The sequence below is a fragment of the Pseudomonas sp. GW823-FHT06B06 genome (genome assembly GCF_058795195.1).
In genome coordinates, this window is sequence record NZ_JBXAHO010000001.1 from 296725 (window position 1) to 317707 (window position 20983).

Here is a 20983-nt window from a genome sequence, read left to right on the forward strand (position 1 = left end):
GGGTTCGAGCGGTAAGTGTAAGAACTAATGTGAAAGTGAATTGCCCAATGTCGGGTAATTCCCTGTCCGCTATAGGTTCAGAGAATGCCTAGTGTAGGATTCGCCCCCCTTGGCGGTCCGACCGTTCCTTCGTTCCACAGTCTTTGGAACCCGAAATAACTATGTCATCGCGTAAATTTGGACTCAACCTGGTGGTGGTGCTCGCCATCGCTGCCTTGTTTACCGGTTTCTGGGCGCTGATCAATCGCCCGGTGACCGCTCCCAACTGGCCCGAACAGATCTCCGGCTTCTCGTACTCACCTTTCCAGCAGGGTCAATTCCCACAGAAGGAGCAGTACCCAACCGACGATCAAATGCGTCGTGACCTGGAGATAATGAGCAAGCTGACGGACAACATCCGTACTTACTCGGTCGACGGTACGCTGGAAAACATTCCCAAGCTGGCGGAAGAGTTTGGCCTGCGGGTGACACTGGGGATCTGGATCAGCCCGGACCAGGAACGCAACGAGCGGGAAATCACCCGTGCCATCGAAATCGCCAATTCTTCGCGCAGCGTCGTGCGCGTCGTTGTAGGTAACGAAGCCATTTTCCGCAAGGAAATCACCGCTGCCGAACTGAGTGTGATCCTTGATCGCGTTCGCGCCGCTGTGAAGGTGCCGGTGACTACGTCCGAACAGTGGCACGTCTGGGAAGAACACCCGGAACTGGCCAAGCACGTCGACCTGATTGCCGCGCACGTGCTGCCTTACTGGGAGTTCATCCCGATGGACAAGGCGGGACAGTTCGTCCTCGACCGGGCCCGCGACCTGAAAAAGATGTTCCCGAAAAAACCGCTACTGCTCTCCGAAGTGGGCTGGCCGAGCAACGGCCGCATGCGCGGCGGCGCCGATGCGTCGCCGGCAGACCAGGCGATCTATCTGCGAACCCTGGTCAACAAGCTCAACCGCCAGGGCTTCAACTACTTCGTGATCGAAGCGTTCGACCAGCCGTGGAAGGCCAGTGACGAAGGTTCGGTAGGCGCCTACTGGGGTGTGTTCAACGCCGCACGCCAACAGAAATTCAACTTCGAAGGCCCGGTGGTCGCGATCCCGCAATGGCGCGTGCTGGCCGTTGGCTCGGTGGTATTGGCGCTGCTGTCGCTGACCCTGCTGATGATCGACGGCTCGGCCCTGCGCCAGCGTGGTCGCACCTTCCTGACTTTTATCGCGTTCCTTTGCGGTTCGGTGCTGGTTTGGATCGGTTATGACTACAGCCAGCAATACAGCACCTGGTTCAGCCTGACGGTGGGCTTCCTGCTCGCCCTTGGTGCCCTCGGGGTGTTCATCGTGTTGCTGACCGAGGCCCACGAACTGGCCGAAGCCGTGTGGATCCACAAACGGCGCCGGGAATTCCTGCCGGTGGTCGGTGATTCGAACTATCGACCGAAAGTCTCGATCCATGTGCCGTGCTACAACGAGCCTCCGGAGATGGTCAAGGAGACCCTCAACGCCCTGGCCAATCTCGACTATCCGGACTTCGAAGTCCTGATCATCGACAACAACACCAAGGACCCGGCGGTCTGGGAACCGGTGCGCGACTACTGCGAAACCCTCGGCCCACGCTTCAAGTTCTTCCACGTCGCACCCTTGGCCGGTTTCAAGGGCGGTGCGCTGAACTACCTGATCCCCCACACCGCCAAGGATGCCGAAGTGATCGCGGTGATCGACTCCGATTACTGCGTGCACCCCAACTGGCTCAAGCACATGGTGCCGCACTTCGCCGACCCGAAAATCGCCGTGGTGCAGTCGCCGCAGGATTACCGCGACCAGAACGAAAGCACCTTCAAGAAGCTCTGCTACGCGGAATACAAAGGCTTCTTCCACATCGGCATGGTTACCCGTAACGACCGTGACGCGATCATCCAGCACGGGACCATGACCATGACCCGGCGCTCGGTGCTCGAGGAACTGGGCTGGGCCGACTGGTGCATCTGCGAAGACGCCGAGCTTGGCCTGCGAGTGTTTGAAAAAGGCCTGTCGGCGGCGTATTACCACGACAGCTACGGCAAGGGCCTGATGCCCGACACCTTCATCGACTTCAAGAAACAGCGATTCCGCTGGGCCTATGGCGCGATCCAGATCATCAAGCGTCACACCCGCAGCCTGCTGCGCGGCAAGGACACCGAGCTGACCCGCGGCCAGCGCTACCACTTCCTTGCGGGCTGGTTGCCGTGGGTCGCCGATGGCATGAACATCTTCTTCACTGTCGGCGCGCTGTTGTGGTCGGCGGCGATGATCATCGTGCCGCAGCGGGTCGATCCGCCGTTGCTGATTTTCGCGATCCCGCCCCTGGCGCTGTTCGTGTTCAAGGTCGGCAAGATCATCTTCCTCTACCGACGGGCGGTGGGCGTGAACCTCAAGGATGCGTTCTGCGCGGCACTGGCGGGACTTGCGTTGTCGCACACCATCGCCAAGGCGGTGTTGTACGGTTTCTTCACCAGCAGCATTCCGTTCTTCCGCACGCCTAAGAATGCCGATAACCACGGCTTCTGGGTGGCGATTTCCGAGGCCCGCGAAGAGGTGTTCATCATGCTGCTGTTGTGGGGCGCGGCCCTGGGGATCTACCTGGTGAACGGCATGCCGAGCAACGACATGCGTTTCTGGGTAACCATGCTGCTGGTACAGTCGCTGCCGTACCTGGCGGCGCTGATCATGGCGTTCCTCTCCTCCCTGCCGAAGCCGACCGCCGAAACCGAAACGGCGCCAGCGGTCTAAATCTTCACCGATGCACTAAACGGCGGCCAATGGTCGCCGTTTTGCTTTAAGATAACCGCCATTTTGCAGGGGCTACGGCCCAATGGCCGGACCTGATCCCTGTGGGAGCGAGCCTGCTCGCGAAGGCGTTGTAACAATCAACGTTTATGTTGACTGACACGCCGCCTTCGCGAGCAGGCTCGCTCCCACAGTGGGTCCGCGCCCACATTCATGATTTCCGGAGTTTCCCATGACGGCCCACGCCGACCTTTCGCCGACCCTTCAACTCGCCATCGACCTGATCCGCCGTCCGTCCGTGACGCCGGTCGACGCCGATTGCCAGAAGCAGATGATGCAGCGCCTGGGCGATGCCGGTTTCATGCTGGAACCGATGCGCATCGAAGATGTGGATAACTTCTGGGCCACCCACGGCAAACACGACGGCCCGGTACTCTGCTTCGCCGGTCACACCGACGTGGTGCCGACAGGTCCCGTGACCGCCTGGCAGATCGATCCGTTCAACGCAGTCATCGACGAACACGGCATGCTCTGCGGCCGTGGCGCGGCAGACATGAAAGGCAGCCTGGCCTCCATGACCGTGGCCGCCGAGCGTTTCGTCGCCGATTACCCGGATCACAAGGGCAAGGTCGCCTTCCTGATCACCAGCGACGAAGAAGGCCCGGCGCACCATGGCACCAAGGCCGTGATTGAACGCCTGGTCGCACGCAAGGAGCGCCTGGACTGGTGCATCGTCGGCGAACCGTCGAGCACCACCCTGGTCGGTGACGTGGTCAAGAACGGCCGTCGCGGTTCCCTCGGCGCCAAGCTGACCGTGCGTGGTGTACAGGGCCACGTGGCCTACCCGCACCTGGCCAAGAACCCGATCCACTTGGCCGCTCCAGCGCTGGCGGAACTTGCCGCCGAGCATTGGGACCACGGCAACGATTTCTTCCCGCCGACCAGTTTCCAGATTTCCAACGTCAACTCCGGCACCGGCGCGACCAACGTCATCCCGGGTGACCTGGTCGCCGTATTCAACTTCCGCTTCTCCACCGAGTCGACCGTCGAAGGCCTGCAAAAGCGTGTCGCCGACATTCTCGACAAGCATGCCCTGGACTGGCACATCGACTGGGCACTGTCCGGCCTGCCGTTCCTCACCGAACCGGGCGCGCTGCTCGACGCCGTGTCCTCGAGCATCAAGGACATCACCGGTCGTGAAACCCAGGCTTCCACCAGCGGTGGCACTTCCGACGGCCGTTTCATTGCGACCATGGGCACGCAAGTGGTCGAGTTGGGGCCGGTCAACGCGACCATCCACCAGGTCAACGAGCGCGTGCTGGCGGCCGACCTCGATGTGTTGACCGAAATCTACTACCAGACCCTGATCAAGTTGCTCGCCTGATGCTCGCTTGCCCGATCTGCAGTGAACCGCTGAGCGCGGTGGACAACGGCGTGGCCTGCCCCGCCGGGCATCGTTTCGACCGTGCGCGCCAGGGTTACCTGAACCTGTTGCCGGTGCAGCACAAGAACAGCCGCGATCCTGGGGATAACCAGGCGATGGTCGAAGCCCGCCGCGACTTCCTCAACGCCGGCCATTACGCGCCGGTGGCCAAGCGCCTGGCGGAACTGGCGGCAAGTTACGCGCCACAGCGCTGGATCGATATCGGTTGTGGCGAGGGCTATTACACCGCGCAAATCGCCGACGCCTTGCCGGACGCCGACGGCTACGCCCTGGACATTTCCCGGGAAGCGGTCAAGCGCGCCTGTAAACGCAACCCCAAGCTCACCTGGTTGATCGCCAGCATGGCCCGCGTGCCGCTGGCATCGGGCAGCTGTCAGTTCCTGGCCAGCGTCTTCAGCCCGCTGGATTGGGACGAAGCCAAGCGCCTGCTCAGCCCCGGCGGCGGCCTGATGAAAGTCGGTCCGACCAGCGGCCACCTGATGGAGCTGCGTGAGCGGCTGTACGACGAAGTCCGCGAGTACATCGACGACAAGCACCTGGACCTGGTGCCTGAAGGCATGGCGCTGGCTCACAGCGAGACCCTGACGTTCAAACTGACGCTTGCCAGTGGTCAGGACCGGGCGAACCTGTTGGCCATGACCCCCCACGGCTGGCGCGCCAGTGCCGAGCGCCGGGCAGCAGTCATTGAGCAGGTCGAGCCTTTCGAAGTCACCGTATCGATGCGCTACGATTACTTCGTACTTCAATAACTTCAACCATTTTTGGTCTTGGGCAACGGCTCAAGACCGGCTAAATCCGCGAATGGATTTTTCAGACACGCAGTGAGGACATCCATGCGCCAACCCGATATCGAGATTTACCTGAAAGACGCCGACGTCGACCACAAGGCCATCTCGGCCTGGCTCGGCGCGGCATTGGGCCCGTGCACCGACTGGGTCCAGAAAGGCCAGACCTACAAGTGCAAGGCCGGCAACGTGCCGGTGACCTGGTTGCCCAAGGCCGTAGGAAAGTGGAACAGCCTGTACCTGGAAAGCGATCAGACGCCGTGGGAAGACGACATCGCCTGCGCCCGCGCCGCCTTTGCAGCGTTGAACGTCGAAGTGCGCTGCGCACCGGGTAGCTGGGTCGAGGAAGAAGGTGAAGAGACGGCGGATCGCTGGATTCGCATCAGCGCCGATGGTGAAGAAGAGATCACCTGGAAAACTGCTTAACCGCCAAAGATCGCAGCCTGCAAACCCTTCTCGCCGGTCACCACCCCGTACTCGACCTGCTGGCCTTCAGTCAGCGAACGGTGTCCCTCGCCGCGAATCGCGCGGTAATGCACGAACACGTCCACCCCGTCCTCGCGTTGAATAAAACCGTAGCCCTTGGCGTCGTTGAACCACTTCACATTGCCGGTTTCGCGCGTTGCCATCTCAGTACCCCCTTGTTTTTATTTTGAGCGCCCGAGTATATGACAGGCGCAGAAACTCTCAACTACAGATTGGTTGAGTGCTTTTTTGCCGATTTTCGACGAATCCGGCACACTGTCTCCCGCCCGAGCAAACGCTCGGTTTTATTCACTCACGCAGAAGCCGTATGACCCGCTCCCCGTTCCGCCGTCTTGTGTTTGGCACCCTGCGCCGACTGTTGTACCTCTGGGTTCGCTCGGAGACGATCAACCAGTCGTCGTTCACCCTCAACCTCGACCGCAGTCGCCCGGTGTTCTACGTCCTGCAAAATCCTTCGTTGACCGACCTGGCCGTGGTCGACACCGAATGCACCAAGGCCGGCCTGCCGCGTCCGGTGCTGCCGGTATCGGTGGGCAACCTGCTGGAACCGGCCGCGTTCTTCTACCTGACACCGGACCCGGACTGGCTCGGGCGCCAGGACAAGCGCGGCGCACCGCCCACCTTGACCCGCCTGGTCAGTGCCTTGAGCCAGAACGCCGCCGAAGATGCGCAGATCATTCCGGTCAGCGTGTTCTGGGGGCAGTCGCCGGACAGCGAAAACAGCCCGTGGAAACTGTTGTTCGCCGACAGTTGGGCGGTCACCGGGCGCTTGCGCCGCCTGCTGAGCATCATCGTGCTGGGGCGCAAGACCCGCGTGCAGTTCTCCGCGCCGATCCACCTGCGTGAACTGATCGAGCACGACAAAGGTCACGAGCGCACCGTGCGCATGGCCCAACGAATTCTGCGGGTGCACTTTCGCAACCTGAAAGCCGCGGTCATCGGTCCGGATATTTCCCACCGTCGCAACCTGGTCAAGGGTCTGGTCAACCAGCCGCTGGTAAAGCAGGCGATCCTCGACGAAGCCGAGCGCGAGAACATCTCGCCGGAGAAAGCCAAGGCCCAGGCCCTGCGGTACGGCAACGAGATCGCCTCGGACTACACCTACACCGCCATCCGCTTCATGGAAGTGGTGCTGAGCTGGTTCTGGAACAAAATCTACGATGGCATCAAGGTCAACAACATCGAAGGCGTACAAAAGGTTGCCCCGGGTTACGAAGTGATCTATGTACCCTGCCATCGCAGCCACATCGACTACCTGCTGCTGTCCTACCTGCTGTTTCGCAATGGCCTGACCCCGCCGCACATCGCCGCCGGGATCAACCTCAACATGCCCGGGATTGGCGGCCTGCTGCGCCGTGGCGGCGCCTTCTTCATGCGCCGCACCTTCAAGGGCAATCCGCTGTACACCTCGGTGTTCAACGAATACCTGCACACCCTGTTCACCAAGGGCTTCCCGGTGGAGTACTTCGTCGAGGGCGGCCGTTCGCGCACCGGGCGCATGCTGCAACCGAAAACCGGGATGCTGGCAATCACCCTGCGCAGCTTCCTGCGTTCGTCACGCATGCCCATTGTCTTCGTGCCGGTTTACATCGGCTACGAGCGCGTGCTGGAAGGCCGGACCTACCTGGGCGAGTTGCGTGGCGCGAGCAAGAAGAAAGAATCGATCTTCGACATCTTCAAGGTCATCGGCGCGCTCAAGCAGCGCTTCGGTCAAGTCGCGGTGAACTTTGGTGAGCCGATCAAACTGGCGCAATTTCTCGACAGCGAGCAGCCGGACTGGCGCGAGCAGGAACTGGGTCCCCAGTTCAAACCCGCCTGGCTCAACGAAACCACCAACCGCCTTGGTCAAAAAGTCGCGCAGCACCTGAACGAAGCGGCGGCGATCAATCCGGTCAACCTGGTCGCGCTGGCGCTGCTGTCCACAAGCCGCCTGGCCCTGGATGATCGCGCCATGGCGCGGGTTCTCGACCTGTACCTGGCGCTGTTGCGCAAAGTCCCGTACTCGCCGCACACCACCCTGCCCGAAGGTGATGGCCGAGCGTTGATCGAGCATGTAAAGGACATGGACCTGCTCTCGGAACAAAGCGATGCGTTGGGCAAGATTCTCTATCTGGACGAGCAAAACGCCGTCCTGATGACCTACTACCGCAACAACGTACTGCACATCTTCGCGCTGCCGGCGCTGCTGGCGAGCTTCTTCCAGAGCGCCTCGCGCATGAGCCGCGAACAGATCCTGCGCTACACCCGTGCGCTGTACCCCTACCTGCAAGCGGAACTGTTCATTCGCTGGCCGCTGGACGAGTTGGACGGGGTGATCGACCAATGGCTGCAAGCGTTCGTCGAACAAGGCCTGCTGCGTTTCGAGAATGACGTCTACCTGCGTCCGGCCCCGAGCTCGCGGCATTTCGTGCTGTTGACGCTGCTATCGAAAAGCATTGCCCAGACCTTGCAGCGCTTCTACATGACGGTGTCCCTGCTGCTCAACAGCGGCCAGAACAGCATCAGCGCCGAAGAACTGGAAGACCTGTGCACGGTCATGGCCCAGCGCCTGTCGATCCTGCATGGCCTGAACGCCCCGGAGTTCTTCGACAAGAGCCTGTTCCGCCATTTCATCCAGACTTTGCTGGACCTGGACGTGCTCAAGCGCGATGAAGCCGGCAAGCTGAGCTATCACGAGTTGCTTGGTGAGTTGGCCGAAGGTGCGGCGAAGCGGGTGCTGCCGGCGGAGATTCGCTTGTCGATCCGTCAGGTGGCGCTGCATCGCAGTGAAGATGCCGCCGACCAACCCGCTACGCCCGAACAAACCGTCTAGATTGATCAAGGCGCCAGTCGGTTCTGGTGCCGTCGATACGGAGATCTGCCAATGAAAAAGCTTTCTCTGATAGCAGCCGCAGTGCTGCTGACAGCCTGCCAGCACCCGACTCCCGCGCCCAAGGCATCCCTTGATGGCGAAGTCTTCTACCTGCAACGCATTGCACTGCCACCGACGGCAATCCTGAGTGTCAGCCTGCAAGACATCTCACTCGCCGACGCCCCGGCCAAGGTCATCGACGAACAACGTGGCCCGGTCAAAGGCCAGGTGCCGCTACCGTTCCACCTGAGCTACGACCCGCTGAAGATCGAACCCAATCACCGTTACTCGATCAACGCACGCATCGAAGTCGATGGCAAACTGCTGTTTATCACCACCGAAAATCACGCCGTGCGCCTGGACGGCTCCGATCCGCAGCCCGTGAAGGTCCGCGTTGACGCGGCCCGCTAGAGCTTATTCAAATAAGTGTCTTTGAAAAAGGAAGTTGCCATGCTCCGCCCTACCCTCCGTTTTGCCGGCCTGTGCGCAGGCTTGATGATCTCTGCCAGCGCCCTGGCACTGTCTCTGAGCGACCTGTCGCAAAAAGACGCCACCGGCGGTCTCAAGGACGCCCTGACCCAAGGCGCGCAACTGGCGGTGAAACAACTCGGCACCCCGGGCGGCTTCAGCAACAACCCGGACGTGAAGATCGAACTGCCGGGCAAACTGGGCAAAGTTGCCAGCAAAATGAAACAGTTCGGCATGGGCGATCAGGTCGATCAACTGGAAGCCAGCATGAACAAAGCGGCGGAAACCGCCGTGGTCCAGGCCCAACCGATCCTCGTCGACGCCGTGAAGAAGATGACGGTCGACGATGCCAAGGGCATTCTCAGCGGCGGCAATGACTCGGCCACCCAGTACCTGAACAAGACCAGCCGCGAACAAATCCGCGCCAAATTCCTGCCCATCGTCAAGCAAGCCACCGACCAGGTTGGCCTGGCCCAGCAGTACAACTCATTCGCCGGGCAGGCCGCGACCATGGGCGTGATCGACGCGAAGAGTGCCAACGTCGAAAACTACGTGACCGAGCAGGCGTTGAACGGTTTGTTCGAAATGATCGGCAAACAGGAAGAAACCATCCGCCAGAACCCGACGGCGGCGGCGACCAGTTTGGCGAAGAAGGTGTTTGGTACGCTCTAAGCCACCACCCTGATCGTTCCCACGCCCGCGTGGGAATGCATCCCGTGACGCTCCGCGTCACAGCGCAGGACTCAAGCCTTGCGTCGACAGCGGAACGCGGAGCGTCCCCGGCGGCATTCCCACGCAGAGCGTGGGAACGATCAAGATGCAGGTCGGCTGGCAGGCCGCCTTCGCGGGCAAGCCCGCTCCCACAGGGGATCAGGTACATCCGCCAGATGCAGGTCGGCCAGCAGGCCGCCTTCGCGAGCAAGCCCGCTCCCACAGGGTATACACCCTCCGCTCTTCACCACTCATCAGGCCGAGCGTTAGCTCCAGCTGTTGATCTTGATCCACCCGTCCCTTCGGGAGGCTGAGCGGAGGTGTTCATCCGGGGAGTGGCGCGCAGCGCCGTTCGACGCAGTCGAACACGCTGCATGTAGGTGCCAGCGAAGCCAACCGGAGGGGTTTGAAAAAAAGTGAGTCGCCGTAAGGGCGAAACCGTCAGCCGCCCTTACCGCAGAAACGGATATGTACTCGAAAAACCAGAGCTTGGTCGGCCCAAAGGCCGCCAAGTCCAACGAACTCAGGCCGATTCTTTCTTGACCCGAAACCAAGCCGCATACAACGCAGGCAAAAATAACAACGTCAACGCCGTCGCCACGATCAAACCGCCCATGATCGCCACCGCCATCGGCCCGAAAAACACACTGCGCGACAATGGAATCATCGCCAGAACAGCAGCCAGCGCCGTCAGCACAATCGGCCTGAACCGCCGCACGGTCGCCTCAATAATCGCCTGCCACGGCTTCAACCCGGCCGCGATATCCTGCTCGATCTGATCCACCAGGATCACCGAGTTGCGCATGATCATCCCCGACAACGCGATGGTCCCGAGCATGGCCACAAACCCGAACGGCTGGCGGAACACCATCAGGAACAGCGTCACCCCGATCAACCCCAGGGGCGCCGTCAGGAACACCATCGCCGTGCGGGAGAAGCTGCGCAACTGCAGCATCAGCAACGTCAACACCACCACGATGAACAACGGCACGCCAGCCTTCACCGAGTTCTGCCCGCGAGCGGAATCCTCGACCGTACCGCCGACATCCAGTAGATAGCCATCCGGCAATTCGGCGCGGATCGGATCGAGGGTCGGCATGATCTGCTGCACCAGGGTCGCCGGTTGTTCCTTGCCATAGATGTCGGCGCGAACCGTCACGTTGGGCAGGCGATTACGGTGCCAGATCACGCCTTCTTCAAAGCCGTATTCCAGGGTCGCGATCTGCGACAGCGCAACGCTGCGACCATTGTCGGTCGGCACCGCCAGGCTTGGCAGCAGCGACAGTTCGGTGCGCTCATGCACGGTGCCGCGCAACAGGATCTCGATCAACTCGTTGTCTTCGCGGTACTGGCTGACGCTGGAACCGGTCAGCGAGCTCTGCAGGAACTTCGACAGGTTTGCCGTGCTCACGCCCAATGCCCGTGCACGGTCCTGATCGATATTCAGATAGACGACCTTGCTGGGCTCTTCCCAGTCCAGATGGACGTTGACCACATGCGGGTTTTCGCGAACCTTGGCCGCGACCTTTCGGGCCAGTGCGCGGACTTCCTCGATGTGCTCACCGGTCACCCGGAATTGCACCGGATAGCCAACCGGCGGACCGTTCTCCAGGCGCGTGACCCGCGAGCGCAAGGCCGGAAATTGTTCGTTGAGGGTCGTGATCAGCCAGGTGCGCAAGGGTTCGCGATCTTCGATGGTTTTTGCCAGGACGACGAACTGGGCGAAGCTCGCTGCTGGCAATTGCTGATCAAGCGGCAGGTAAAAACGCGGTGAGCCGGTCCCGACGTAGGCCACGTAGTTGTCGATGCCGGCTTTGTCCTTAAGCAACGCTTCGAGGCGCTTGACCTCCTCGGCCGTATTGCTCAGGGACGCGCCTTCGGCCAGCTTCAGGTCGACCATCAACTCCAGTCGGCCCGAGGCCGGGAAGAACTGTTGAGGCACAAATCGAAACAGCACGATGGAGGCAATGAACAGCACCACAGTCGCCGTGATCACGGTCTTGCGCCAGCGCACGCACCACTCCACCAGACGCCGTACGCGTTGATAAAACGGCGTGCCATAGGGATCGGGTTGATCAGTGCCATGTTTGGCCGCGTGAATTTTCGCCAGGTCCGGCAGGAGCTTTTCCCCCAGATAAGGCACGAAGAGCACCGCCGCCACCCAGGACGCCACCAGTGCAATGGTCACCACTTCAAAGATCGAACGGGTGTATTCGCCGGTGCCCGATTGCGCGGTAGCGATGGGCAGGAAACCGGCGGCGGTGATCAGCGTACCGGTGAGCATCGGGAACGCGGTGCTGGTCCAGGCATAACTCGCCGCCTTGATCCGGTCGAAGCCCTGCTCCATTTTGATCGCCATCATTTCCACGGCGATGATGGCGTCGTCCACCAGCAAGCCCAGCGCCAGCACCAGGGCGCCGAGGGAGATCTTGTGCAGGCCTATCCCGAGGTAATACATGCAGGCGAACGTCATCGCCAATACCAGCGGGATGGCCAGGGCCACCACCATGCCGGTGCGCACCCCGAGGGAGAAGAAGCTCACCAGCAAGACGATGGCCAGCGCTTCGACCAGCACCTGGACGAATTCGCCGACGCCGGTTTTCACGGCGGCCGGTTGGTCCGAGACCTTGCGCAACTGCATGCCGGCCGGGAGGTTCTTCTGGATACGGGCAAACTCGATTTCCAGGGCCTTGCCCAGCACCAGAATGTCGCCGCCGTCCTTCATGGCCACGGCCAGGCCAATGGCGTCTTCACCCATGAAGCGCATGCGCGGCGCCGGTGGATCGTTGAAACCGCGGCGCACGTTGGCGACATCGGCGATGCGGAACGTACGATCGCCGACACGAATCGGGAAGTTCTTGATCTCTTCGACCGTCTGGAAATTCCCCGAGACCCGTAGCTGCAATCGTTCGCTGGTGGTTTCGAAGAAGCCGGCGGTGGACACCGCATTCTGTTCTTCAAGGGCTTGCTGCACCGACGCCAGCGGCAATCCGAGGGTGGCGAGCTTGACGTTGGACAGCTCGATCCAGATCTTTTCGTCCTGCAAACCGAGCAGGTCGACCTTGCCCACATCCTTGACCCGCTGCAGCTGGATCTGGATGCGGTCGGCGTAGTCCTTGAGCACGGCGTAATCGAAACCTTCGCCTGTCAGGGCGTAGATATTGCCGAAGGTGGTGCCGAATTCATCGTTGAAGAACGGCCCCTGGATACCCGGCGGCAGGGTATGGCGAATGTCGCTGACCTTCTTGCGCACCTGATACCAGAGGTCCGGTATCTCCACCGAGTGCATGGAGTCTCTGGCGATGAAGGTCACCTGTGATTCACCCGGGCGCGAGAACGACACGATGCGCTCGTACTCGCCGGTTTCCATCAGCTTCTTTTCAATGCGTTCGGTGACCTGGCGCGAGACTTCCTGTGCGGTCGCCCCCGGCCAGTTGGTACGGATCACCATGGCCTTGAAGGTGAACGGCGGGTCTTCGCTTTGACCCAGCTTGGTGTAGGACAGTGCGCCGACAATCGCCAGCAAGAGCATCAGGAACAGGACGATCTGGCGATTGCGCAGCGCCCATGCAGAAAGATTGAAACCCATCGGGGACTACTCCTTGCCAGCCAGATTGACCACGCGGTTGGAGCGATCCACCGGGCGCACGGACTGCCCGTCGAGAAGCACATGGACGCCGGCGGCCACCACCCAGTCGCTGGCATTGAGGCCTTCGAGTACCGGGACGGTTTTCTCACCGAAGGCACCGACCCGAACCGGGGTCTTCTTCAAGGTGTTGTTGGCGCTGACGACCCAGACGTAGGTCACGCCGTTCTCCGCGGTCAGCGCCGACAGTGGCACTGACAACGGCACGGATTGGGCGCTCTGAACGAAGACACGGGCGCTCTGGCCGAGTTCGGCCGGTACCGTGCCCGCATTGAAGGCGATACGCGCGGCGAAGGTGCGCGACTTTGGATCGGCGGCCGGCGACAGTTCGCGGATGTGTCCGGCGAAGCGCTGATCCGGTTGCGTCCACAGTTCTACCGAAACCGGTTGACCCACCTTGAAGCGGCCGAAGCTTGCTTCCGGCAAGCTGATCAACACTTCACGCTCACCATCGGTGGCCAGGGTAAACACCGTTTGCCCCGCCGCGACCACTTGCCCGACTTCCACGGCTCGCTTGGCCACAACGCCATCTTGCGGCGCCCGCAGCACCGCGTAACTGGCCTGATTGGTGGAGACGTTGAACTCGGCCTTGATCTGTTTAAGACGCGCTTCACCGGACCGGTACAGGTTTTCGTGATTGTCATACTGCGAGCGACTGACCAGTTGGCGCTCCATCAGCGTTTTATAGCGATCACGCTCGGCACGCACCATGTTCAGGTTGGCCTCGGCGGCCGCGACCTGGGCACGGGTGGCCTCCAGTTGCAGGCGCACGTCCTGAGGATCGAGTTCCGCCAGTGGCTGGTCGGCCTTGACCCGCTGCCCTTCGTCGACCAGTCGTCGGCTGACTTTTCCGCCAATGCGGAACGCCAGCTCCGGTTCAAAGCGGGCACGGACTTCACCGGGATAACTTTCCATCGCCTGGGTTGAAGGCTCTGGCTGGACCACCATGGCCGGTCGAACGCTGACTTGAGGCGCCTCTTCGTGACCGCACGCGGTCAATAAAAACGCCAGGGTGACTGGCAACGCGAGGGGCAAGGCATAGCGGAACATGGTGAAGGACCTTTCGCCAATGGTGCTTGGAATAATTATACTGACGAGTATGTTATTAATAGCAAACTCACCAGTCCAGTAATAAAAGCGAATATGCCGAACAATCTTTCAGCACCCAATGGCCCGGGCCGCCCCAAGGATCTGGCCAAGCGCCAGGCGATCCTCGATGCAGCGAAAACGCTGTTTCTGACCAAGGGATATGCCAACACCAGCATGGATGCTGTCGCTACGCAGGCCGGTGTGTCGAAGCTCACGGTCTACAGCCACTTCAACGACAAGGAGACGCTGTTCTCCGCTGCCGTGGTGGCCAAGTGCGAGGAACAGTTGCCGTCACTGTTCTTTGAATTGCCCGAAGGCGTGGCAGTGGAAACCGTACTGCTGAACATCGCCCGCGGCTTTCACCAGTTGATCAACAGCGACGAGTCGGTGAACCTGCACCGGTTGATGATGACCCTGGGCAGCCAGGACCCGAAACTCTCGCAAATCTTCTTTGAGGCGGGCCCGCAACGCATGCTGCATGGCATGGAGCGTTTGCTGACCCGGATCGACGAAAGTGGCGCGTTGAGTATCGACAAACCGCACAATGCGGCTGAGCACTTCTTCTGCCTGCTCAAGGGCGCGGGGAATTTTCGGTTGTTGTATGGCTGTGGCGAGCCGCTGACCGGGGACGCGGCGGAGAGCCATGTGCGGGAGGTTGTGGGGTTGTTTATGCGGGCTTATCGGCCGGAGTAGGCCTGACAGATATTGGTTGGCTGATCTGACGCCATCGCGGGCAAGCCCGCTCCCACAGGGTTCGAGGTATTCATAGAAATTGTGTTCAACACAAATCCTGTGGGAGCGTGGCTTGCCCGCGATGAAGGCGACTCGGTCTTAGGGCTTGAGCGCTTTCTTCGGGTAGATGTCATACCGGCTGGACTTGCCATCCAGTGCATGGCTCGGCTTGGGCCCCTCAATGCACGGCGCCTTGCGCGGACGCTTGACCACCACCCGGTGGCTGGCCAGGGCCAGGGCGGCTTCAAGCAAAGCCGGCGCATCCGGATCATCCCCAACCAGTGGCCGGAACAGGCGCATTTCCTTTTTCACCAGCGCGGTTTTCTCACGATGGGGGAACATCGGGTCGAGGTAGATCACCTGCGGCGGTTCGCCCTGCCAATTGCGCATCACCTCGATCGAGTTGCCCTTGAGCAAGCGCATGCGCGCCACGATGGGTGCTACGTCAAAATCTTCCGCGCCACGGGCCAGGCCATCTTCAAGCAAGGCACCAATCAACGGCTGACGCTCGATCAGGCTCATCTCGCAACCCAGGCTAGCCAGCACGAACGCATCCTTGCCCAGCCCCGCGGTGGCATCCAGCACACGCGGACGCACGCCTTGGGCGACGCCGACGGCCTTGGCGATCATCTGCCCACTGCCGCCACCGTACAACCGGCGATGCGCCGCGCCACCCTCGACGAAATCCACCCGCACTGGTCCGGGCGCGTCCGGCCCCAGCTGTTGCAGCTGCAGACCCTGGTCACCCACCTGCAACGCGAACTCGCCATCAGTCACTTGCAGCGGCAGGCCCAGACGCTCGGCCCATTGCTCGGCCTGGGGCTCGAAGGCCGCGCTCAGCGCCTCGACATGGATGCGGCAGGCCGCAGGTTGATCAATCATGGGAAAACACGCTCAAAAAATTAATGATCGGCAAAAACGGCCGATAACAAAACTATCGAGCATTTTGCCAGAGCTGAGCGTCGACCGAGAGAAATGTCAGACATTCAACCCACAATCACAGGCTTTATCTCGCCCTACGGCGATTACAACCTGCGAAATACCCAGGTACTGGGCGGCGTCAGTCACATATGGCAGGATTTCTTTGCCCGTGCACTGGCCGAACAGTCGGGTGAAGTGCTTCCGCAATCGCTGAATTTTCCACCGGTCGATTTGCAAAGCCCGGTTGAACCTACCGTGGGCAGTGACCTGCTGGCGCACATCGTTTCCCAGCGCGAATGCGACGTGAAAGACAACGAAGTTCGCCCGCCCGAACCGCTGTTCCTGCCAATTGCCGAGTTCGAAATGGAACTGGCCGACAAACCATTCCCACCGTTCCCCGCCGAAGAAATCGTTGCCCAGCAGCAACAGCAAAACTTCGAGAGCGGCTGGGTACGCCCGATCGTGCTCACCGCCGGTCAGCCGTTGCCGCAAGCCGGTCCCGCACCGCAACCGCGTCCACTGCATTTGCCGATCGCCGAGTTCGAGCTCGATCTGCTGGACAAGCCGTTCCCGCCGTTCTCGCCGGAAGAACTGCTGGAGCAACAGAAACAACTCGATTTCGACAACGGCTGGGCACGCCCGATCATCCTGCAGAACCTGCGCCTCGCCGCCTAAGCATCACCGACAGACCCACCAAGGCCCGACATCCAGATGAAAGTGATTGCGATGGGCCGCGTTGTAATCCGGGCTCAGCACCACGCTGAACAGGCCACAGGCGCCATCGCGCACCTGCCTTAAAAATCTTCCATCCTGATTATCCTTCGACCAATCCTTGAGCACATTGACGGTCCGGCCATCCGCCAGTCGAAAACCGGCGATATCCAGTGCATTGGCCGACGCGTGCTGGCTGAGCCTGCCATTCTCGCGACTGTAGACATTGCGGCAGGCAAAGCTGCCAAGGTGATCGACCCGCGTGACCGCTTGCCCGTAGATCGCCTGCGCCGCAGGTTGCAGCGCGTGATGCTCGAACAGGGCAAACGACACGGCGAGTCGGCAGCTGGCAAGGAAACTGCTGCTCAGGGCCACGTCCCCGCCCTGCACACGCAGGGCATTGGTCAGCGGACATTTGGCGTCCGGGCTGTCGGCCTGACGGGTCACGCGCAATCCGGAGCTGCTCAACGCCTGATCGCACAGCTGCGAATCAGCGCGCAGACGCATCAGTTTGTAGCGGGTCAGCAGGTTGGGCTCCGCCTTGACGTCCAGCGGCGCCCAGGGATTCCACTGCGGCGGCAGGGAGATCCAATCGCGCCAGACGCCCACTCCCGCAGCTGCGATGATCAACAGGATCAGCAGCAGCCACCCGCGAAACCGCACCGTCAGCCTTTGAAAAACTGATTGGCCTGGGCGTAGGGCATGGAGCGCGACGTGAAGCCGAACGTGCCCGCCGTCTTGATCTCTTCGGCGGCGCGGTAGAACTCACCCAGCGCCGCCAGGGCCAGCGCCGAGCCGACACTGATGCGCTTGACGCCCATTTCGCCCAACTGCTCGACCGTCAGCTTCAAGCCGCCGGACATCAACACGTTGACCGGTTTCGGCGCCACGGCGCGAACCACCGCCAATACCTCTTCAGCGCTGCGCAACCCTGGCGCATACAACACGTCGGCACCCGCTTCGGCGAACGCCTGCAAGCGGCGGATCGTGTCGGCCAGATCCGGATTGCCATGCAGATAGTTCTCGGCACGGGCTGTCAGCGTGAACGCGAAAGGCAAGCTGCGAGCGGCAGCGACGGCGGCCTCGATGCGCGCCACGGCATGTTCGAAGCAATAAATCGGAGCGTCCGGTCGGCCCGTGAAGTCCTCGATCGAACCGCCGACGGCACCCGCGGCCGCCGCCGCCAGAATGCTTTGCGCGCATTCGGCGGGATCATCGGCGAATCCGTTTTCCAGATCGACCGCGACCGGCAGGTCGGTGGCGGCGACAATCGCCCGGACGTTGGCCAGGGTGTCGTCAAGCGTCAGGCCGCCATCAGGGCGACCCTGGGAAAAAGCGTAACCGGCGCTGGTGGTCGCCAGCGCCTCGAAACCCAGGCTGGCGAGCATCTTGGCCGAACCAGCATCCCACGGGTTGGGAATCACAAAAACCCCGTCGCGTTCGTGCAAGGCTCTGAACGCTTGGGCTCGAAGGGTTTGCGCATCCATTGGCAGGCTCCTCTGAAGGGAAACGAGTCCGCTTCAGAGCAAGCCAAGTTGCTCCGCCGCGGGCTCTCTGTATAGCTCAGGCAGCGCCGGCAAGCCAGGCAGACGCAGCATCAGGCGCGCGTGGAAACGTTGTGCCAGTTTGGCCGCGAGCACATTGTCGGCGGTGTGCAGGAAGATGTAGGGCGTACGACCTTCTTCGATCCACAGGGCGATTTTCTCCACCCACGGCAACAGGAACGGTTCATTGGCCTCAAGCTGCGGATGACCGATGAAACGCACCTGCGGGAACTGCGTGAACGCTGCAGGGCGCGGCGGCACACGGGGTTTCTTCGATTGGGCGTGCAGCACCGAAGGGTCGGTGGAGGTACAGCTGAACAAAGCACGGGGATCAAGGCAAATGCGCTCGACCCCACGATCGAGCAACAGGCGATTGAGCATCCGCTCGTTCTCGCCCTTGGCAAAGAACTCGTCATGCCGCACTTCAACGGCCAGCGGGCGCTGCAGCGCGTCGATGAATCCGGCCAGCTCGGGCAAGCGTTGCGGCGTAAAGCCCTTGGATAATTGCAGCCACAACGGCGCTATCCGCTCGCCCAGCGGGCTGAGCAATCGGGTGAAGGTTTCGGCGGCAGTCAGTTGTTCTCGCAGGTCCCCGCCGTGACTGATCTCGCGGGGAAACTTCGCGGTGAAGCGAAAGTGTGCGGGCATGACCTCGGCCCATCGCTGCACGGTACTGGCAGAGGGACTCGCGTAGAAGGTCGTATTGCCTTCCACGGCGTTGAACACTTGGGAATAGAGACCCAGAAAATCGGCGGGCCTGGCCGCTGCCGGGTAGAGGTAATCACGCCAGGCGTTTTCGCTCCAGGACGGGCAACCAAGGTAGTAAGGCAACATCAGATGTACAGGTCGAGGCCCAGCACTTGTGCATCCCATTCGACGAAACTGGCGGTGCTCAGGTAACTGGCCAGCGCCATTGCCACGCTTTTGTTCATCGCGCGGTGATAAAGCATGTCCTGCTGGCGGGCGGGAAGATTGCTCAGCTTCTGCGCAGCGGCTTTGGCAGCACGGGCAGCCAGCTGTTCTTCAGTCGCAAATGCAAGTTCGCCTTCGATATCGACGGACTCGTCTTCCACTCGCGGGTCTTTGCGAGGCTTGCGCTTGATGGGGTAGGACTGAGAGGAAACGCCGTCTATACGCATAGGTGCATGCTCGGTATCAGTAATGGCAGTCTAGTGGCACATAACCCACATCGCAAACTGCCTAGTGATAACTAGAACACATAAAAGGCAAAAGGTTTAAAACCCGGGGTTAGAAAACGACGATTGGCTTCGCCAGGCATGATCGTCTTCGCGAGCAGGCTCGCTCCCACAGGGATTGGCATAACTCCTGTGGGAGCGAGCCTGCTCGCGAAGCGGACACCTGGGACCAAGGGATTAACGCGCTTTCGGCGTCGCCACTTTATCGCGCAGATAAACCGGCTGCGCCTCATCCGCCACGATCGCCTCGCCACGTTCCCAAGCGAAACGCGCCAGGGTCAGCAAATCTTCAGCATGGGGCAACATGCCCGCATCCTGCCCGCTCAGGCTGACGCCAATGCGTTCGGCATAGCCCCAACCGGTGCCCGCGCCGAACCACTCACCGCTGGCATCGGCCGGCAATGCAGCGACTTCCGGTGGCAATACCGCTTCGGAGCCGACCAGGCGCATCTCCCCTGCGGTTTCTCGGTAGCAGCCCCAATACACCTCGTCCATCCGCGCATCGATGGCCGCCGCGACCTGGCTGGCACCGTGTTCGCGATAGGCGCGTTGGGCCAGCACCGCCAGGTTCGACACCGGCAAGACTGGGCGATCGAGTGCAAAGGCCAGGCCTTGCACCACACCGATGGCAATCCGCACGCCGGTGAATGCACCCGGCCCGCGACCGAAGGCGATGGCATCGACCGCTTGCAGGGTGGTACCGGCATCGGCAAGCAACTGCTGGATCATCGGCAGCAGCTTCTGTGCATGCAGGCGCGGAATCACCTCGTAATGGCTCGTCACTTTGCCGTCATGCAGCAAGGCAACGGAGCAAGCTTCAGTCGCGGTGTCCAGGGCCAGCAAGGTGCTCATCGATGTTTCCACAAGAGAGGTCAGAAAAAAGTCCGTCAGTATAAACAACTACGGCCCGCAAGCGGGCCGTAGAAGATCAAGCTATTTTCAGCTCAGGGCAGCCAGCACCTTGTCGGTGATCGCTTCAACCGAGCCGACGCCTTCGATATGGCTGTACTTCGGCTTGCCGTTGGCAGCAGACAGCTTCTGGTAGAAGTCCACCAGCGGTTTGGTCTGCGAATGGTAGACGGACAGGCGATGACGCACGGTTTCTTCAGTGTCGTCCTTGCGCTGTACCAGCTCTTCGCCGGTGATGTCGTCCTTGCCAGCAATTTTCGGCGGGTTGTAGACGATGTGGTAGACACGACCGCTGGCCTCGTGAACACGGCGACCGGCGATACGCTGCACGATCTCTTCGTCTTCAACGGCGATTTCAACCACCGCGTCGAGCTCGACACCGGCAGTCACCAGGGCTTCAGCCTGTGGAATGGTGCGCGGGAAACCGTCGAACAGGAAACCGTTGGCGCAGTCGGACTGGGCGATACGGTCCTTGACCAGGGCGATGATCAAGTCATCGGACACCAGGCCACCGGCATCCATGATGCTCTTGGCCTTGATGCCCAGCTCGGTGCCAGCCTTGACCGCGGCACGCAGCATGTCGCCGGTGGAGATTTGCGGAATACCGAATTTTTCGGTGATGAACTTAGCCTGAGTACCTTTACCGGCCCCGGGAGCTCCCAGCAGAATGACGCGCATCGATGTGCTCCTCAATTTTTTATATGGATAACGTCAGATTCGCCTCGTGGGGCCAATCTCAA

Annotated in this window: 19 protein-coding genes; 9 read left to right on the plus strand and 10 right to left on the minus strand. The window is 61.1% G+C overall.

The window, feature by feature from the left end; genetic code table 11:
- Positions 1–161: 161 nt before the first annotated feature.
- From AC1Q8Q_RS01445 to AC1Q8Q_RS01460, 4 genes are all read left to right on the plus strand, one after another.
- Positions 162–2753 (plus strand): glycosyltransferase, encoded by a 2592-nt coding sequence (locus tag AC1Q8Q_RS01445; RefSeq protein WP_489327521.1) that lies wholly within the window; start codon positions 162–164, stop codon positions 2751–2753.
- Positions 2754–2982: 229 nt separating this feature from the next.
- Positions 2983–4134 carry a succinyl-diaminopimelate desuccinylase gene (dapE, locus tag AC1Q8Q_RS01450; protein ID WP_020799878.1) on the plus strand — a complete coding sequence of 384 codons (1152 nt, stop codon included), beginning with the start codon at positions 2983–2985 and terminating at the stop codon, positions 4132–4134.
- Positions 4134–4943, plus strand: a complete 810-nt coding sequence (locus tag AC1Q8Q_RS01455) for a putative RNA methyltransferase (protein ID WP_020799879.1) — start codon at positions 4134–4136, stop codon at positions 4941–4943. The genes dapE and AC1Q8Q_RS01455 overlap by 1 nt, the downstream gene beginning before the upstream one ends.
- A gap of 84 nt (positions 4944–5027) precedes the next feature.
- Positions 5028–5405: a hypothetical protein gene (locus AC1Q8Q_RS01460; protein ID WP_020799880.1), complete on the plus strand. Its 378-nt coding sequence runs from the start codon at positions 5028–5030 to the stop codon at positions 5403–5405.
- Here AC1Q8Q_RS01460 and AC1Q8Q_RS01465 read toward each other — a convergent pair.
- The gene (locus tag AC1Q8Q_RS01465) at positions 5402–5608 is read right to left on the minus strand and encodes a cold-shock protein (protein WP_248679216.1); all 207 of its coding nucleotides are present in this window, start codon (positions 5606–5608) and stop codon (positions 5402–5404) included. The genes AC1Q8Q_RS01460 and AC1Q8Q_RS01465 overlap by 4 nt on opposite strands.
- 164 nt (positions 5609–5772) lie before the next feature.
- On the opposite strand from AC1Q8Q_RS01465, the gene plsB reads away from it, so the two are divergent.
- Genes plsB through AC1Q8Q_RS01480 form a run of 3 tightly spaced genes read left to right on the plus strand, consistent with a single transcriptional unit; the run spans position 5773 to position 9456 of the window.
- The gene (plsB, locus tag AC1Q8Q_RS01470; protein ID WP_033042059.1) at positions 5773–8277 is read left to right on the plus strand and encodes a glycerol-3-phosphate 1-O-acyltransferase PlsB; all 2505 of its coding nucleotides are present in this window, start codon (positions 5773–5775) and stop codon (positions 8275–8277) included.
- A gap of 51 nt (positions 8278–8328) precedes the next feature.
- Positions 8329–8727, plus strand: a complete 399-nt coding sequence (locus tag AC1Q8Q_RS01475) for a YbaY family lipoprotein (protein WP_008058778.1) — start codon at positions 8329–8331, stop codon at positions 8725–8727.
- A gap of 39 nt (positions 8728–8766) precedes the next feature.
- On the plus strand, positions 8767–9456 hold the full coding sequence (locus AC1Q8Q_RS01480) for a DUF4197 domain-containing protein (RefSeq protein WP_020799634.1): 690 nt from the start codon (positions 8767–8769) through the stop codon (positions 9454–9456).
- A gap of 562 nt (positions 9457–10018) precedes the next feature.
- Here AC1Q8Q_RS01480 and AC1Q8Q_RS01485 read toward each other — a convergent pair.
- Together AC1Q8Q_RS01485 and AC1Q8Q_RS01490 are read right to left on the minus strand one after the other, a co-directional pair.
- Complete coding sequence (locus AC1Q8Q_RS01485) at positions 10019–13084, minus strand: efflux RND transporter permease subunit (RefSeq protein WP_083348320.1); 3066 nt, start codon at positions 13082–13084, stop codon at positions 10019–10021.
- Positions 13085–13090: 6 nt separating this feature from the next.
- Positions 13091–14191 (minus strand): efflux RND transporter periplasmic adaptor subunit, encoded by a 1101-nt coding sequence (locus tag AC1Q8Q_RS01490; protein ID WP_020799636.1) that lies wholly within the window; start codon positions 14189–14191, stop codon positions 13091–13093.
- Between the two features lie 93 nt (positions 14192–14284).
- Here AC1Q8Q_RS01490 and AC1Q8Q_RS01495 point away from each other — a divergent pair, with 93 nt between their 5' ends.
- Positions 14285–14923: a TetR/AcrR family transcriptional regulator gene (locus AC1Q8Q_RS01495; RefSeq protein ID WP_033043312.1), complete on the plus strand. Its 639-nt coding sequence runs from the start codon at positions 14285–14287 to the stop codon at positions 14921–14923.
- Positions 14924–15061: 138 nt separating this feature from the next.
- On the opposite strand, the gene AC1Q8Q_RS01500 is transcribed toward AC1Q8Q_RS01495, so the two are convergent.
- Entirely contained in the window at positions 15062–15844 is a 783-nt protein-coding gene (locus tag AC1Q8Q_RS01500; protein WP_020799638.1) for a class I SAM-dependent methyltransferase, read from the minus strand.
- A 93-nt stretch (positions 15845–15937) separates the two neighbouring features.
- Between AC1Q8Q_RS01500 and AC1Q8Q_RS01505 the strand changes: the two genes are divergently transcribed.
- On the plus strand, positions 15938–16558 hold the full coding sequence (locus AC1Q8Q_RS01505) for a hypothetical protein (RefSeq protein WP_020799639.1): 621 nt from the start codon (positions 15938–15940) through the stop codon (positions 16556–16558).
- 3 nt (positions 16559–16561) lie between these two features.
- On the opposite strand, the gene AC1Q8Q_RS01510 is transcribed toward AC1Q8Q_RS01505, so the two are convergent.
- The 6 genes from AC1Q8Q_RS01510 to adk form a co-directional block, all read right to left on the minus strand.
- Positions 16562–17257 (minus strand): extensin-like domain-containing protein, encoded by a 696-nt coding sequence (locus AC1Q8Q_RS01510; protein WP_168757312.1) that lies wholly within the window; start codon positions 17255–17257, stop codon positions 16562–16564.
- 2 nt (positions 17258–17259) lie between these two features.
- On the minus strand, positions 17260–18081 hold the full coding sequence (locus AC1Q8Q_RS01515; protein WP_033043309.1) for an isocitrate lyase/PEP mutase family protein: 822 nt from the start codon (positions 18079–18081) through the stop codon (positions 17260–17262).
- A 33-nt stretch (positions 18082–18114) separates the two neighbouring features.
- Positions 18115–18975, minus strand: coding sequence for a DUF72 domain-containing protein (locus tag AC1Q8Q_RS01520; protein WP_173667173.1), 861 nt, complete (start codon positions 18973–18975; stop codon positions 18115–18117).
- A complete protein-coding gene (locus tag AC1Q8Q_RS01525; RefSeq protein ID WP_168757311.1) occupies positions 18972–19277 on the minus strand; it encodes a hypothetical protein in 306 nt (101 codons plus the stop codon). Before AC1Q8Q_RS01525 ends, AC1Q8Q_RS01520 begins: the two co-directional genes overlap by 4 nt.
- A 234-nt stretch (positions 19278–19511) precedes the next feature.
- On the minus strand, positions 19512–20186 hold the full coding sequence (gene tsaB / locus AC1Q8Q_RS01530; protein WP_151140608.1) for a tRNA (adenosine(37)-N6)-threonylcarbamoyltransferase complex dimerization subunit type 1 TsaB: 675 nt from the start codon (positions 20184–20186) through the stop codon (positions 19512–19514).
- Positions 20187–20273: 87 nt separating this feature from the next.
- On the minus strand, positions 20274–20921 hold the full coding sequence (gene adk, locus AC1Q8Q_RS01535; RefSeq protein ID WP_020799645.1) for an adenylate kinase: 648 nt from the start codon (positions 20919–20921) through the stop codon (positions 20274–20276).
- Between the last annotated feature and the right edge of the window lie 62 nt (positions 20922–20983).